At 59.5% G+C, this 16,322-nt stretch carries 11 protein-coding genes and 1 pseudogene; 5 read left to right on the top strand and 7 right to left on the bottom strand.

The window, feature by feature from the left end:
• Nucleotides 1-350: 350 nt before the first annotated feature.
• The 4 genes from PHA81_RS13645 to PHA81_RS13630 all read right to left on the bottom strand — a co-directional run bounded on the left by PHA81_RS13645 (nt 351) and on the right by PHA81_RS13630 (nt 3,402).
• Complete coding sequence (locus PHA81_RS13645) at nt 351-1,127, bottom strand: SDR family oxidoreductase (RefSeq protein WP_273837193.1); 777 nt, start codon at nt 1,125-1,127, stop codon at nt 351-353.
• Between the two features lie 199 nt (nt 1,128-1,326).
• Entirely contained in the window at nt 1,327-1,965 is a 639-nt protein-coding gene (locus tag PHA81_RS13640) for a dienelactone hydrolase family protein (RefSeq protein WP_273837192.1), read from the bottom strand.
• Between the two features lies 1 nt (nt 1,966).
• Nucleotides 1,967-2,920 carry a ring-cleaving dioxygenase gene (locus tag PHA81_RS13635; RefSeq protein WP_273837190.1) on the bottom strand — a complete coding sequence of 318 codons (954 nt, stop codon included), beginning with the start codon at nt 2,918-2,920 and terminating at the stop codon, nt 1,967-1,969.
• Nucleotides 2,921-2,979: 59 nt separating this feature from the next.
• Nucleotides 2,980-3,402, bottom strand: coding sequence for a DoxX family protein (locus PHA81_RS13630; RefSeq protein WP_273837189.1), 423 nt, complete (start codon nt 3,400-3,402; stop codon nt 2,980-2,982).
• Nucleotides 3,403-3,651: 249 nt separating this feature from the next.
• Here PHA81_RS13630 and PHA81_RS13625 point away from each other — a divergent pair, with 249 nt between their 5' ends.
• Both PHA81_RS13625 and PHA81_RS13620 read left to right on the top strand, forming a co-directional pair.
• Nucleotides 3,652-3,990 (top strand): helix-turn-helix domain-containing protein, encoded by a 339-nt coding sequence (locus PHA81_RS13625; protein WP_273837187.1) that lies wholly within the window; start codon nt 3,652-3,654, stop codon nt 3,988-3,990.
• A 184-nt stretch (nt 3,991-4,174) separates the two neighbouring features.
• Entirely contained in the window at nt 4,175-5,251 is a 1,077-nt protein-coding gene (locus PHA81_RS13620) for an RNA ligase family protein (protein WP_273837184.1), read from the top strand.
• Nucleotides 5,252-5,338: 87 nt separating this feature from the next.
• Here the strand turns inward: PHA81_RS13620 and PHA81_RS13615 are convergent.
• From PHA81_RS13615 to PHA81_RS13605, 3 genes and pseudogenes are all read right to left on the bottom strand, one after another.
• Nucleotides 5,339-5,500: pseudogene (locus PHA81_RS13615) on the bottom strand (PadR family transcriptional regulator); the annotation flags it as partial.
• 231 nt (nt 5,501-5,731) lie between these two features.
• Nucleotides 5,732-6,922, bottom strand: coding sequence for a cation:proton antiporter (locus PHA81_RS13610; RefSeq protein ID WP_273837183.1), 1,191 nt, complete (start codon nt 6,920-6,922; stop codon nt 5,732-5,734).
• Nucleotides 6,923-7,465 (bottom strand): TrkA C-terminal domain-containing protein, encoded by a 543-nt coding sequence (locus PHA81_RS13605; RefSeq protein ID WP_273837180.1) that lies wholly within the window; start codon nt 7,463-7,465, stop codon nt 6,923-6,925.
• Nucleotides 7,466-7,608: 143 nt separating this feature from the next.
• Here PHA81_RS13605 and PHA81_RS13600 point away from each other — a divergent pair, with 143 nt between their 5' ends.
• The 3 genes from PHA81_RS13600 (at nt 7,609) to PHA81_RS13590 (ending at nt 16,274) form a co-directional block, all read left to right on the top strand.
• Complete coding sequence (locus PHA81_RS13600) at nt 7,609-8,775, top strand: ISH3 family transposase (protein ID WP_273837177.1); 1,167 nt, start codon at nt 7,609-7,611, stop codon at nt 8,773-8,775.
• A gap of 556 nt (nt 8,776-9,331) precedes the next feature.
• Nucleotides 9,332-10,348 (top strand): hypothetical protein, encoded by a 1,017-nt coding sequence (locus PHA81_RS13595; protein ID WP_273837175.1) that lies wholly within the window; start codon nt 9,332-9,334, stop codon nt 10,346-10,348.
• 1,084 nt (nt 10,349-11,432) lie between these two features.
• Nucleotides 11,433-16,274 carry a S8 family serine peptidase gene (locus PHA81_RS13590; protein WP_273837174.1) on the top strand — a complete coding sequence of 1,614 codons (4,842 nt, stop codon included), beginning with the start codon at nt 11,433-11,435 and terminating at the stop codon, nt 16,272-16,274.
• Nucleotides 16,275-16,322: the final 48 nt, after the last annotated feature.

Below are 16,322 nucleotides of genomic sequence, written 5' to 3'. Positions count from 1 at the left end.
AGTGAGCGATCGGTTGAACAGTGAGTATCTACTTCACTTCGCACGTTAGACGAAGACCCCCTCGATCTCTTGTATGAGTTCGTCGGTGTCTCGGTTCGGGTGGTTGAGTGCTCAGGGAAGAAGGTTCTCGACGCTTTCACGGAAAATCGTCTGATATCGTTCCGAAGCGACGTTGCTAGGGTGAGAATCGTTCCAAAAAACGCTCATCTGTGTTCAACTAAGGCACAAACCGCATGACAAGACTGGATCGTGGCTGAAAGTACGGTTACTGATCCTCGATTTGGCGTACTTCAAGTTCTACCGCTTCGTTCGGATCGACGAGATCGGCGGCTACTTCGTGAGCCAGCTGATTAGCCGGAGTTCGTCATCCCACCGTCAACGTACAGAGATTCCCCGCTGACGTAGGACGCGAGGTCGCTGGCGAGATAGAGTGCGGCGTCGGCGACGTCCTCGGGCCTGCCGAGCCGGCGCAGCGGGATCGTCTGGCGGTATCCTTCTTCGGCCTCTGTCCCGACGATCTGAACGTCGTCTTTGAGCATCGCCGTCTCGATAGCTCCGGGGTGGATCGCGTTCACTCGGATGTTCTCCGGTCCGAGCTCGTCGGCAAGTGCGTACGTCATCAGCCGGACCGCACCTTTCGTCGTGGAATACGTGACGAAGCCGGCACTGCCTTCCAAGCCAGCGTTGCTCGACATGTTGATGATGCTTCCACCGCCGTTCTCAGTCATTTTCCGAGCGGCGTACTGCGCGCCGAAGTAGACGCCCTTGACGTTGATGTCCATCATCTGGTCGAAGGCGTCTTCTTCGACTTCGGTGAACGTCTCTTCGCGGAAGATGCCCGCGTTGTTCACCATCACGTCGATACCGCCGAGGTCGTCCGCCGCGTCGACGGCTGTTTCGAGGTCCTCGAGGCTCGTCACGTCAGTCTCGACGTACACCGCATCGACCCCGTACTCTTCCTGAACGAGTTCGTGGGTTGGCGTTCCGCCCTCGCGAGGGTCCGACTGAATGTCGGCGACGACGATGTTCGCGCCTTCCTCGGCAAACGCCCTCGCGATAGAGCGTCCATTCCCGCTTGCGCCACCGGTGATGACTGCTGTTCGACTGTCTAGTAGTGGTCCTGGCACTGCATATTGAGATACGTGGAGCACATACATAACTACTCGCTAACACTAGAACAACCAGGTTATCCAGGTGTGACCGCAGAATATCAGCTACTACCAGCCATACTCCTGCTCTATTGAAAATCCGGTACGGGAGTATGATCATAGCGTCGCAGCGAGACGTGTCTGTGCCTCGTTCGCCGTTATCGGATCGGCGATCTTCCTATTCGACGAGCCCCGCAACCATCGTGGAAACCTGGTCGATCTCGTCTTGGTTGATGCCGTGACCCATCCCCTCGTAGAGGCGCTTGGTCACGTCGCCGTTGAGCTGCTCGAAGATGGCTGCCGACTCGTGAACCCGGTTTTCGGGGATATGCGGGTCGACATCGCTGCAGCCGAGGAATACCGACATCCCTTCGAGGTCACCGTCGTAGTCGTCCTGATCGACGATGTCACCAATGAGCGCGCCGCTCAATACCGCAAGCCCACCGTAGCGCATGGGATTGCGCGCGACGAACTCGCTGGCGAGACACGCACCCTGGGAGAACCCGAGCACCATGACGCGGTCCGTCGGGATTCCCGCCTCGTTGGCTGTACTCACGGCATCGTCGATGGCCTGTAAGCCAGACATCCGTCCGGGTTCGTTCGACTCGACGGGGGCGGTGAACGCGTTCGGATACCACGTGTTCCGGGCAGCCTGTGGCGCAAGGTACGCGACTCCGTCCTGGTGGAACTCGTCGGCCATCTGGACGATGCTCTGCGCGGTCGCTCCCCGTCCGTGAACGAGGACGAGTGCGGCCTCGGCGACATCGAAGGGTGCGCCGGCCGTCACGAGAGGGTGGTCTTGGTGCGGTCCAGTCACGTCAGTTCGCCTCCGGTACGCTGGCGGGTTCGATCTCCGGAAGACGTTCTTCGAGCATCGCTCTATCGTTCTCCAACCATGGCGGCAACTTCAGTTCCGTTCCTAGCTCCGAGACGGACTCATCACGGGTGAAGCCCGGTCCATCGGTCGCGATCTCGACCAGGATGCCGCCGGGCTCTCGGAAGTACATCGACGTGAAGTACTGCCGGTCCTTCTGAGGCGTCACCTGAAGTCCGATTTTCGAAAGCAGCTCGCGCCACTCCTCTTGGGTCTGCGTATCGGGCGTTCGGAACGCGACATGGTGAACGGTGCCACCACCCTGCTGGCCTCGCGGAGCATCCGGCCGAGCGAGAACGTCGATGAACGAGGCGCGAGTGCCGTTGCCGGATGCCCGATATCGCGTTCGGTTTCCATCCTGTGCAGTTGACTCGTATCCCAACGTCTCAAGCACCGCTCTCGTCTGCTCGGGGTTGAGCGAATCCAGCGTCACACTGTGGAATCCGCGGATAGCCTTGTCTGCGGGTACCGGCCCGTCGGCCCACGGTTCGATGTCACTCGTGCCGGTCACGAGTTCCAACGGCTGGCCGTCGTGATCGCGGAACGGGACGACCGTCTCGCCGAGCCGGGTATGCGGTGTGTCGACATCGACATCTCTCGATTCGAGCCGGTCGACCCAGTAGTCGACCGATCCATCGGGAATGACGAACGCGGTGGCGCTCGTCTGACCACGGCCGACGCGGCCCTGTCGACCGCCCTCGAACGGGAAGAATGTCAACACAGTACCTGGGTTGCCAACCTCGTCATCGTAGTAGAGGTGGTACGTGTATTTGTCGTCGAAGTTAACGGTCCGTTTGACGAGGCGCAACCCGAGGACTTCCGTGTAGAAATCCACGTTCCGCTGGGGATTACTCGCGATCGATGTTACGTGGTGGAGTCCGGGTGTTTCGGTAGTCATGTGTTGTTTGAGTGTATTGTTCGAAAGGCTATCTCGGCGATCAAGCGTTTCGTGGGCGATTAGAGCCCGAGACCAATGCCCAGCGCGTACGCCCATGCCTCACTGCTGAGGGCGAGGAAGACCACCGACGCGCCGAGGAGCTCGACGTTCTTGATGAAGCTCGTCATCTCATCCTGCTGCTGGTCTTCGGGCACTGCCCAGAAGTCGTGCATCATCGGCGTCGTAACGAGGAGGAAGACCGCGATTGCCCCCGCGGCAATCGATGGAAACACTCCGAGTACGATGCCGAGCCCCCCGAAGATGAGCATTCCGCCGGAAAACAGGACGCTCGCCCGGGCTGCAGGGACACCCTTCGATTGGGCGTATCCGCTCATCGCGCTGGCGTTCTGGAAGTGGTTGAGGCCCTGAAACGCGAGGAGGCCGCCGAAGAGTACCCGTGCGACGAGGAATCCGATTGCGCCGAGTCCTGCATCGATCGCCATTATTGGCTCCCCTCCTGCGTCTGCGACTGGTTAGTGTGCGGTGCGATCAGTGGTGCGATCGTAGCTGCCATCACAACGATATCTAGTTCGTTCTGGAACCTACTTATATCTAATCTGACACCAGTGTTATCAGGAAGCGACGATGTTAGCCGGTGACGCCGGTGTTACTTCAGGTTTCATAATGCTACCAGGTTTGGAAGCGAACCTATTTCGGGGTGCAGCACCTACGAGCATTCAAGGAGCAAACCAGTGGCCCAAGCAAACAGCCTGTCCGAAACTGACGAACGGTACGACGAGGAGGCGTGTTCGGTTATCGATTCGTTGAATCAGATCGGCTCACAGTGGCGACTCATCGTCCTCCACGACCTCCAAGACAATGAGAAACGTTTCAACGAACTCAAACGCTCGACCGGGGCAAGTTCACGAACGCTCTCCCGTGTTCTTGATGATTTACAAGAAACCGACTTTGTCACACGTCGGCTCGAAGAAGACGCACCCGTCGCCACGTACTACTCGCTCACGGAGAAAGGACAGTCGCTCCGCCCCGTCTTCGAAGAAATCGAAGCTTGGTCTGCGGAGTGGCTGTAGGTCCAGAGCCAGCATCAACTGTTTGAGGAAGTTCCTCGAAGATCGTGATAATGTCGCATAATAGCAGATGTCAAAATGATCTATGCTTGATCGTGACAGTTCGTGATAGGGTCACGCTTTCGATCGAGCGTGAGGACCGATAATCTGTCACACCTGACGAGGATGTCGGTGATATAATCTAATCATGAAGGTGTATCCGAAGATTCCGCGCTACGACCATCCGGTCGTCCCGGCAGAGTTGTTTACCGCTGACGATCTGACCCTCATCGAGAAGTTCGATGGAAGCGCGTTTCGATTCACACTGTACGATCAGCGATACGCGGAGCAGTATCCGGACCAGGTCGCCAGTGCCGCCGATGGGGTCGAGAGTCTCATCTTCGGGACTCGCAAAACTGTCCGGGGCAGTCACCGCGACTCGCTGGACGAGATCGACGGTGCGTTGCATCGTGCCGTTCGCTGTCTCCGCGAGGGCGTCGATATCGCTGCTCTCCGCACGCTCCACGACGAGTACGAGGGGCCGCTGATCGTGTACGCCGAGAATCTTGTCTACTCGACGCTCGACTACGGATACACCGACCGCGACCTGCCTGCACTCGTTGGCTTCGATGTCCTCCCGTATGCGGCAATCGAGACAATGACGCCGCCGAGAAATCCCTACGAGGAGACCTTCGAGGGCTTTCTCGACACTGATACTGCGTGGGAGGCGTTCGAGCGGATCCGTGTCGATACTGCGCCGACCGCTTCGTCGTTCGTTCCGGCAACGATTCTCGATCGTCTCGACGACGGATTCGACCCGGAGACGTACACGTTTCCGGCGTCGTCGCTGGCTGAGGAGATGCAGGTGGAAGGTGTGGTGGTGCGAAGCGACGCCTCGGCGCGTCGCGCGAAGCTGGTCCGCGAGGAGTTTCAGGAGTTGAACCGCGAGCAGTTCGGTCAGCAGCCCGAAGATGCGGAATCGGGGGCCGAATACGTGGTTGCGACGTACTGCACGCCGGCGCGGATCCGGAAACAGGTTCGGACGATGGTCGTCGAGGAGGGCCGTGAGTTTGGCCTGCATCTGAACGACGACCTCTACCCCCGCGTGGTCGAGGATATCTGGGCCGAAGACTGGCCGGAACTCATGGAACTCGACGTCTCGTTCACACCCGCTGATGTCTATCCGCTGGTCGCCAAGCGCTGTATCACCGAACTCCGGAAGATGCAGACGAACGCCGAACTGAACGATGCCGATCCAACCGAGATCTGGCAGCATCTCTCGTGATGGCCTCAGATACCGATGTATCCGCGTGACTGAAGAGACGAACATCGACTGCAAACGGTGTCCCGAGTCGATCTCTGGCAGCTACCCTCAGTGGGGGCGCGGCGCGTTCTCGTACTTGATCATCTTCTCGGGCTTGTCGGAGATAGTCTTGTAGATGCGTTGGAGCGTCTCCTCGGCCTCCAGTAGGTTGTGTTCATCGAGGAAATCTCGGCCCGCATCGCTCACGCCATAGAACTTTCAGGGATAGCCGTTATCCCAGAGTGTAGCCACTTGTCGCATTCGTCAATATCGAATTAGTTACAAATCAGCCCAGAAGGCACGCACTATCGCTGACGCTGACTCGTCAAGTTCTCCTCGCAGTAGGTGGCGATGTGACGGGTAATTGATGTTCGGCCTAGTTTGGACTGCTGCACCCCTATCAGCAACACCTGAAAGGTTCGTTATCTCCACCCTATACTTTTATCGCCGGGACAAATCGGATCACTCGGGAGCCATCCTATTGAGGAGCCTCCCAGCAGTGTCCGCAGACCCCATTAGTGTGGTGCCGAGTACGCTCATAACAAGCACGTAGCCAACAGCGAGGGCGGGCAGAGTTTCGGTCAGTACCGGCCCCGATCCCTGCGAAGCGGCGAGGGTGGCAATAATGAGTGAAAACTCCCCACGAGTGACCATCCCACAGGCAACTCGCACTGACCGACGCGAATCGAGGTCGTACAGCCGTCCGCCGAAATAGCCCGAAACGAGTTTTGTTGGTGTCGTGCATACGACTAGGAGCGCGAGCGGGCCAGCGACCGCAACCACCAGTCGCGGGTCGGTCGTCAAGCCGATCCAGAAGAAAAAGACCGCAGCGAACACGTCCCGAAGGGGCACCAGTAACTCCTCGATGCGTTCGGTATGTCCGGTCGAACTGAACCCCATCCCGACGAAAAATGCCGCGACCGCCTCACTGGCCCCGAGTGCGAGTGCCGCGCCAGCCACGAGAACGGCAGCCGCCACAGTTCTGAGGACGAACAATTCGTTCGATCTAGTGGCGAGAAATCGCTCAAACAGCGCATCGCCGAAATACACCGTGAGAACGAGGACGAGGAAAAATCCGCCGACGATACTGATGTTCGAAAGTAGCGTCCCGAAGTCACCGCTTCCGCTGAGAAGCGCCGCAAGCGTTGCGAGATAGACCGCGATAGCGAGGTCCTCAAAGACTAGCGTGCCGAGAATTGGTCCGCTTTCGGCGTTCGCAATCCACCCTAAATCGATGAGGGATTTCGTGATAACAGCACTTGAAGAAATATAGACTATTCCGCCAAGAACGAGTGCTTCTAACCCTGTCCAACCGAGCGCCAGTCCGATGGCGATTCCGACGGGAAGGTTGATGCCGATATCGAGCAGACCCGCCCTCGTCATCTGCTGCCCGCTCGATAGCAATTGGCCGATGGAAAACTCCAGTCCGAGGAAAAAGAGCAGGAAGACGATTCCCAACTCGCCAACCACGGTGATGACTTCATTATCAGAGAGGGCAGGTAGGCCAAGAGCACCGAGCACGAATGGGTTGACCACAAGACCGGCGACGATGTAAAACGGAATCACCGACTGGCCGAGCGCCTGCGCAAGCGCTCCAGCCAGCGCGATAGCCGCAAACATCGCGCCCAATTCGAGGAGCAGCGTTTCCGCCATCTACTCCTCAGATGGGTGCTTCGTCTCCGAACCCGTTCCGGTCCCGCCATCTATGTCAGCCTCGCCGGTGACAAAGTCATCGAGTTTTCTGCACTCTTCCTGCGAACCGAGCACAACGAGTGTATCATCTGGCTCGATGCGGGTCTTTGGACCGGGATTGGTCAAGGTCTCCTCGCCGCGCTGGATGGCGATAACTGACACACCGATTTTCTGACGAAGGCCGGTTTCACCGAGGGTGCGGCCCGCGAGCGGCGAATCGGTTGGGATATTTTCCCATTCAATAAGCGTATCGTCTGAGAGCACCGTTTCGATGGTTTCAGTGCGGATAGGCTGGAAGTACGCTCCTTCTAGGATTGTCCCGATCTGTCGAGCCAGCCGATCAGAAAGTTCGAATAGTTTCTCTGCATCGGCGTCAGGGTCATCCCGAACGTACAGTTCACGTCGACCAGTGTTATGGATGATAATGAGGAGCCGTCTCTCACCCTCAAGTTCGATCTCGAACTTCTTACCGACCCCAGGGAGATCATCCTCGTAGACGGTCATGCTAGAACTCCGAAAGCGAGCGACAAAAACACATGGACCGAGAACAAGGGAGAGTTCTCCCGGTCGCTCCTCTTGCCAGCAGCGGCTCAGGAGGTTCAGTACCTCACAAAGCCGGTTAGTGGAAACGTCTGCTTGCTGAAAATGTGCCTAACACTCAGCAAGCAGACGATGAAATCCACGAAGACCAACTCCTCAATTTCCTCGTCAACACACTCACCGGCGCGTTCAGTCTGAATTTCGGTGAGAACGCCGATATCGATGCCGAGGACATCTTCGAGGTCCTCGTCGGCGCGTGCGCCGACGGGACCTCTATCTCCGAACTCTGTGACGTCAGCGAGGATGCGCCTCCTGCTACGGATGTTCTCTACCATCTCCGTACGAAGTTCGACTTCGATACCGTCGAGTTGATCGGTAATTCGCTGCTTCAGCGGGACGTTCTGGAACTCCTCCCCGAGCAGGTGGAGGTCGTGATCGACCTCCATCTGCGACCCTACTACGGCGATGAAGACGAGACAGACGGCCTCTATTACTCCGAAGCGAAGGACGGAACCACCGCGTTCCACGCCTACGCCACTCTCTACGCTCGCGTACGCAGCAAACGCTACACGCTTGCGGTGCGCCGTCTTACCGACGGCGACACCGCAAGCAGCGTCCTCGCGGAGTTGCTCGGTCTCCTCGAACAGTTCGACGTCGACATCAAGGCTGTCTACCTCGACCGCGGATTCTACGACGGCAAGTGTCTCACGTTGCTCCAAGCGCACAACTACGCCTACGTCACACCGATCGTCCGGTGGGGAGACGCGATTCAGGACGAACTCGACCAGGGCTGGAGTCGAACTATCGAGCACGATCTCACCACGGAATTCGACGGTCACGAATGGACCGTCGAATTCCCGGTCTATATCGACTGTACCTACCAGAACGGCCGCTACGATGAACACGGCGTGGCGCGTCACGGCTACGCCGTCGACGCGCCGTTCATCGACACCCCACGCCAAGCTCGCGAGAACTACAGCAAACGCTTCGGCATCGAATCGTCCTACCGCCTCGGGGAGAAAACGATGATCTCGACCACAACGCGAGATGCGACGCGGCGGATGCTATTCGTTGTGCTGAGCCTCCTATTCCAGAACGTCTGGCGATATCTGCACTGGGAGTACGTGGCGACGCCCCGCCGTGGCGGGCGTCGCCTTTGGAAGTGGTCGTTCGAGGAGTTCATCGACATGGTGACGCGGGCAGCGTGGACGGCCCTCGCGGTACGTCGGGCCGTCCCCGCGAACAGACCACCGGACGACCGCTTCGAACGGTAATCCACCGACCGGGATCGTCCGCTGGGTGAGTGGCGACACCGTCGCGTCGGCGGCGTTCCGCCGCCGACTGCGACGAAATGCCGAACCTCCCACCACGCTAAGCAAACGTTCCGGGTGTTCGTTTTGCTAAGGACGGCCTCCCTGCCGCTAATCAAGACAACGTTGGATTCAGTTTGGGCAGAGGGATTGCGCTTTGCGAGGTACTGAGGTTGGAAGATGGGGGACCGGTGGAACTTCAAATTTCGGTGATAGGTTGTGCGATACGCTGTCTTCCCGGTGCCACCGAGAGGCATTGCCTATCAGCATCGCCAGCGGCTTCCAGGAGTATTTGATCGGAAGGGCCTCAATCTGTTGGGACCGACTCGGCGTGATCCACGAGGACTATTCCCCTGTCAGTAGTCACATGATTACTGACAGTCTGTCAGCACCCCCACGTCATTTAATGCAGGATACCCCTGTCGACAGGAGCGGTCGTTTTCTGACTGACAACAGATTCACTCGCAATCCGGTGTGTAGCCCGCGACTACTTTCATGCCGGGTGTGCAAGGAGGGCGATATGCCCCTCCCGTTCGATGCGACATGGGGGACCCTCTGCGAGCGCTGCGAGGAACTCCCCGAGGACGCGACGTTGATCACGCCGCTGGCGTCGAGACGATTCAGCATCACCGACGTCCAGGAACCACGGATCATCATCGAAGACGTCGATTCAACCGATTCCCAACCACTCCAACGCGAGCAGTTCGAAGCGCTCGCTGAGCACACTCACGAGGCATCCGACGGCTACGAACTCGATCGGCTGCCACTGAAGGCCGAGCCCTACGCGGCGGTGCTTGCACTCCACCCACGCTACGTCCTCGACGAGCGCGAGGGGACGCTGACCGAACTCGATGATGTCGACGAGGGTGCGGTACTGGACGACGCGCCCCACCTCTCGATGAGCGCGGGTGCGGACGACGAACAGGATAGCGAGCGCGAGGAGCCGGACATCGACGTCTATGCGGATATGCTTCTGTTGATCGACGCGCTCGAACGCGAGGAGATAGGCGCTCTCGGCGAAGTAGAGACTCCGGCGTTGGTCAACCTCTACACGCTGTTGTCGGATGTCCAGCGCAGCGCGAACGACCTCCGGCAGGACGTGACCAACGTACTGCTCGATCGTGTCCAACACGACCGACCAGCCCACGGCCAGTATGGATCGGTCCAGCGGACCACCCGCCAGAATCGCTCGTTGAAAGACGACAAGACAGTACTGGAGGCGTTCGAGGGCACGGGAATCGATCGCGAGCAAGTGATGGGCGTCGACCGCGGGAAGGTCGACGAAGCACTGGATGTGGTCTCCGTGCCGGAGTCGGCCGTCTACGATGTTTCGGAGAGCGAGTACGTGCGGAAGGCCGATGTCGACGAAGAGCGGAAGGAGACGCGATTGCAGGGACTCAAAGACCGGCTGGCGGTGAGCGACGATCCGGAGGCCGATGTGCTTCGTCAAGAGATCGCCCGGCTAGAACAGGAGATCGAGGAGTTGACGGAGTTCTCGCCAGGGAGCTCGTTCGGAGACCGAGCGGAAGGAAACTAATTCGATGACCACGGTTATGAGATAAGATCAATGAGTGTGACCGAGATGCTGGAGTGGGGGTGCCGATTCGGGTGGCACGACTACGAGCCGGATGGGATCACGACTGAGGACCGATTCGGAATCACACCCCGAGAACAACCGCCTCGAATGGTCTGGGTTTGTACTCGATGTGGCGACGAGAAGTGGCTTGAGCCGGGCGTCTCGCCAGAGTGACCCATGTAGCAGCCGCACAGGTTTGGTCTGGTAGCGGCAGTCTACATGGTGACTGCTATGGGTGCGAATTAGCTAACGGCTCTCCTAGACGGCCGGCCGCTGGGAGTTCGGCACGTTCAGTGAGAGTGAGTTAGAGAACGTCGATGTGCGGAGGTTGACGACCGATGACCGACCGAACATCTGGCATTTCCCAGATTACACACGAAGTGAATATCTCCAAAGGTAGTACGTATGATATTAGTGTGGTTATAACGGAATAACTGTTGCACACTTCCATTCAATATCACTTTGCCATCTATGCACGAGTCTGGATGTGTGTTATTGTCTGCAAATGACCAAAACCATTCATTCAGACACACACTTCTGATTTAGAACTCTTCTCTGTTCACCAAGATTTAATAGTTTGGTAATTATGCTCGTGTCTATCACTCGCACAAATATCGTACGGCAAAGATGTACTAATGGGCGAGTGTGAGAAATCATCCAAGCATCCATGACAAACGGACGAGCTACACAGTTTCTGACGGTTGTTGTAGCGTGTGTCGTCGCGCTTTCCATGACAGTGCCATTTGTTGGTGCAGTGGGAGTAGGTCAGCAGACGGGACATGCCAGTATTGACACGGAAACCGGTATCACACAGCAGCAAATCGACGCCAAACAAGGCGACGCCGCGTCCGCGATAGGTGGGCCTGCCGAACAGTCCGCCAGCCCGGATCAACCCGGCGCAACGATCGATCCGGCGCTAAAGCAGGCCGAAGGAACAGTTGAGGTCGTCGTTCGGCTTGGACAGGCCGATGTCCCGATGTCAGCCGACAGGCAGGCAACAGTCGAGTCATTGCAAGCCCAAGCTCAGCGGTCCCAGCGTCCAGTTATGCGCTTCGCCGACGCGACGGACAGCGTGACGGTCCGCAATCGGCTCTGGGTCGCCAACGCTGTCCTTTTGCAGATCGACAAGAATGAAGTCAATTTAGAGCAAATCGCCCAAATAGAGGGCGTCAAGCGCCTGCACGCGAACTTCGAACTCAGCCTGCCGAAGCCAGTGAAGGAGGACGCAGGTGATGGTGACCTCGGTGCGCTCAACGCCACCGGACCCAGTAGTACCGCTACCGGGTACAACACCACGTACGGTCTCGACCAGATCAACGCCACGAAGGTCTGGAACGAGTACGATACCATGGGTCAGGGCGTGAAGGTCGCGGTGCTCGATACCGGTGTCGACATCAGCCATCCCGACATCAATCTCTACACTGAGAACAAGTCGAATGAGACCTACCCCGGCGGGTGGGCCGAGTTCGATGGTGATGGCAACCGCGTCCCGGGTTCAGTCCCCCACGACTCCGCTGAACACGGTACCCACACCAGCGGTACCGTTTCCGGTGGCGATGCCAGTGGCGAGTACATCGGTGTCGCACCAAAGGTCAGCCTGATGCATGGGCTGGTCATTCCTGGTGGCGGCGGCTCGTTCACGCAGGTTGCCGCCGGGATGCAGTGGGCCGCCAACAACGATGCTGATGTCGTTAGCATGAGCCTTGGTGCGCCAGGCTACTTCCCAGCGATGATCGAGCCCACGCAGAACATTGAGGCCGCCGGAGCGGTTCTCGTCGGCTCCGCTGGTAACAGTTATGAGGGATCCAGCGGCTCGCCGGGCAATGTCTACGATGCGATCGCCATCGGTGCGTCGAACGAGGGACTCGGTATCGCGCCCTTCTCCAGCGGCGAAGTGATCGATACCGCTGCCGACTGGGGATCGGATGCACCCGCCTACTGGCCCGATTCGTACGTCGTGCCCGACGTTTCCGCGCCGGGTGTCGACGTGAAGAGTTCGGTTCCCGGCGGCGGGTACTCGGAGTTATCCGGCACGTCGATGGCCGCCCCCCATACTGCGGGCGCGGTCGCGCTGATGCTCTCGGCTGCCGATGGAGATGTCTCGAACGGAGCGATCAAAAACGCGCTCTACGACACTGCGTTCAAACCCGCAAACTGCAACCCGAACTGTGATCCACGGGGTGGCAACGACACCCGGTACGGCACGGGTATCGTCGACGCCTACAACGCAACCACGCAGGTTGCCTCCACCGCTCCCGAGTTTGAACTCGGCGATGTCAACGAGAGCGGCGACGTCAACGTACAGGACGTTCGATTGACTCAGCAGTACCTCTACGGTGAGGAACCCGAGACCTTCAACGCGAACCTCGCGGACATGAATCGTAATGGTGAGGTCACCACCGAAGACCTCCGACTGCTCCAGCGGAAAGTCCAGGGGACGCTCGACGAGGGCGAGATTCAGGTATCGAACCTGACCGCACCCGCCACCGTTAACGACAGCGAGACGATCAACGTCTCCGCCCAGCTTGAGAATCCCGGCGACGAGGGGGCGATTCAGCAGATCTCGCTCCACGTTGCCGAGAACGGGAGCGAGCTCGGCGACGGCACGCCGGTCGCAAATCAGACAGTCGATATGGCACCCGAAGGCGTTGACGAGCCGGTCGATCGACCGCACGAGACCACGGTTACGTTCGAAGTCGACGCGGATCAGATCGGCGCAGGTGACTACCATATCGGAGTGTTCAGCGAGAACGACTCTGCGAGCGACGAGATCACGATCAGCGGGTCGAACTTCGAGGTCTCGGACCTGAGTGCGCCGAGCGAGATCGAGCAGGGCGATGCGTTCGACGTGAACGCTACGATCACCAACACGGGCAACCAAGAGGACACCAAGGCCGTTGAGTACCGCTTCGGCGGCACGGTCGAGCGGACGACGAACGTCACGCTCGCCGCCGGTGAGAGCACCACCGTCGCGTTCGAGGAAATCGAGACCGCCGGCGTGAGTGCGGGCACCTACGACCACGGCGTGTTCACCGAGGACGACTCACAAACCGCGAACATCACGGTGCTCGAAGGGTTCTTCGACGTCGAGATCACCGACGCGCCCGACGAGGCGTCGGTCGGCGAGACGGTCAACGTCTCCGCGACTGTCGAGAACACCGGCAACGCGACCGACGAGCAGACCGTTACATACGACCTGATGCGGGGTGAGACCGCTGTGGCTATAGTCGATTCCGATGAGGGCTACGGCGATCAAGTCGCTGCGACACTCCGAGAAGAACTCCCTGATCGATACAATATCACGGTCGTCGAGGATCAGAACGCGATGGAAGCGGTCGGGGCGTACGATACGTTCGTGATGCAGGACCTCGACCCGGCCCAGCTCGACGTGCAGGCGTTCGTCGAGGCGACCAACGGTCAACAGACCGGCGTCGTCTGGCTTGACGGCTGGGGATCGGGAAGCGACGCTATCCCGGAGCTGTCTACTGCGACCGGCGATCCAACCAACACCGCCGATGGCGACGACGGCGGCACGCCCGTCTACTACAACGTTACCCAAGGCCATCCGATCTTCGAGGGAGTGGCTGACCCTGGCGAGACAATCGAGGTTCACAACGCGAACTACGCCGATCGTAGTTGGTTCACCGGCTACAGCGGGCAGGTGATCGCCACCGTTGGTGCCCAGAACACCGACCAGGGTGGTTCGGCCATTGGCGTTGACGACGCAAACTCGACGGTGCTCGCGTCATCGCTCGGTCGAGAATTATTCGTCCAAAATCCGGACTTCACCGAGGCGGCGAACCAAACCTTGGCAAACACGGTCACGTACGTGAGCGGTCCAAGCGGGACTAGCGTTGGTGAAGTGACTTCACAGGACGACACGTCCACGAACGTTACGCTCGACCCCGGCGAGAGCGAGAGCGTCGAGTTTACCTACACGATCGGCGACCAACTCGACATCTCGGCAGAGTGGCTCCATACCGTTACTTCCGAGGACGATGTGGACACTGAACCGGTCACGATCGACGTTGACCGCGGTGCCGTCGAAGGCACCGTCACCCACAACGCAACCGGCAACCCGATTGAAGGCGCGACAGTCAACGTCTCTGCGGCGGTGGATGACGGCAACTACACCGCAGTGACAGGTGCAGACGGTACCTACCGGATCGAGAACGTGCCTGCGGGAACGCGTAATGTTTCGGTATCGGACGACGGCTACACCAACGAAACTGCCGAAGTCGACGTGCCGGCGAACGGGACGGTCACCCAGAACTTCACGCTCGATCCAATCGATGGGTCGATTAGTGGTACGGTCACCGCAAGCGACACCGGGGAGTCGGTCGCAAACGTCACCGTCACTGCCGAGGACAACGAAGGTAACGTCTACGAGGCGGCGACCGGCGCGAACGGCACGTACACGCTTGACGTGCCGCCTGGCAGCTACGTCGTGAACGTCGCCGACACGCCGGGCGACTACAGACCGCAGGAGGTCATCACGGTCGCACCCGGTGAGGAAGTCACGGGCGTCAACTTCGAGATCACGCCGCGTAACGGCTCCATCACGGGCTATGTGGAGAACGCCGCGGGCGTGCCCATCGAGGGTGCACACGTGGTCGACGCCGATCAGGGGGCGTTCAATGTGACCACTGACGAGAACGGGCGCTACGAGATCGGCGATCTCGACCGCGGCACGTACGCGCTGCGGGCGAAAGCCGACGGCCACAACGCTACCGACATCAGCTTCGTCGAAGTGCCGGCGAACGGCACCGCCACCCAGAACTTCACGGTCGGGTCGTTCTTGGCGGTCTCGGACCTGAGCGCGCCCGACACCGCGGCACAGGGTGAGACCATCAATGTCAGCGCAACGATCACCAACACCGGGGCGGAGCAAACCACCCGGACGGTGTTCTACTTCCCGCCGGGCACTGACTTCGGTGGGGACATGCGCGCCGCCAGCTCTCACCTCTCCGAACGGGTGACGCTCGATGGCGGTGAGAGCACCACCGTGACGTTCACCTACGACATCTCGGCAAGCCGCGAACCGGGCGAGTACCGTCACGGGGCTTCCGCCGATGAGGTGGCGTCGACGACGATCACGATTGAGGAATCCGAGACTCCCGGTGAGGCGAACTACTCGGTCTCGGACCTCTCCGCCCCCGCCACGGCTGAACCCGGTGCGGAGATCGGCGTGAATGCGACGATCACCAACACGGGCAATACCACCGGCACGCAGACCGTCGAGTACCTGTTCAACGGGTCGACGGCGAACACGAGCAACGTGACGCTGGCTCCAGGCGAGAGCACGACCGTTGCGTTCTCGCCGACGGTGCCAGCTACGGAGGGCACCTACGAGCACGGCATCGAGACGGCCGACGATAGCGTGCTCGCAAACATCTCGGTCGAGGGTGGCGATCCGGAGCCGGCGTACTTCGCGGTCTCGAACCTGACCGGTCCCTCGGAAGTCGGCCAGGGCGAGGAGTTCACGGCGACCGCCACCATCACCAACACTGGTGACGAAGAAGGGACACAGACGATCTATCCCTTCCTCAGTGAGGCAACGGCAGTCAGTCAGTACGATCTCAGCGAGCTCGGCACGCAGGAGATGCTGGCGAACTTCCGGCCGCAGGCCGCGCCACAGGAGGTGACGCTCGATGGTGGCGAGAGCACCACCGTGTCGTTCACCTACGAGATTTCGGCGGACAAAGAACCGGGCAACTACTCGTACGTTGCCTCTAGTCTCCAAGAGATCGCGTCCCACCCACTGACCATCACCGCTGCGAACGGGAGCGGGCAGGCCAGTGCGTCGTCGGCACCCACGCTAGACGATCGTGCTGACGGTCTCGAACACCAACGATCCGTTCGAGGGGTGGCGGTGATCGCAGGCTAACCGACGGCCCTACCGCCTCGGCGACCGTTGTCCCGACCTCAATACTCT

The organism is Halococcus sp. PRR34 (assembly GCF_028617175.1).
Classification (GTDB): domain Archaea; phylum Halobacteriota; class Halobacteria; order Halobacteriales; family Halococcaceae; genus Halococcus; species Halococcus salifodinae.
Note: the sequence above shows the minus strand (reverse complement) of the source record. Positions and strands in the feature narration are given on the sequence as shown.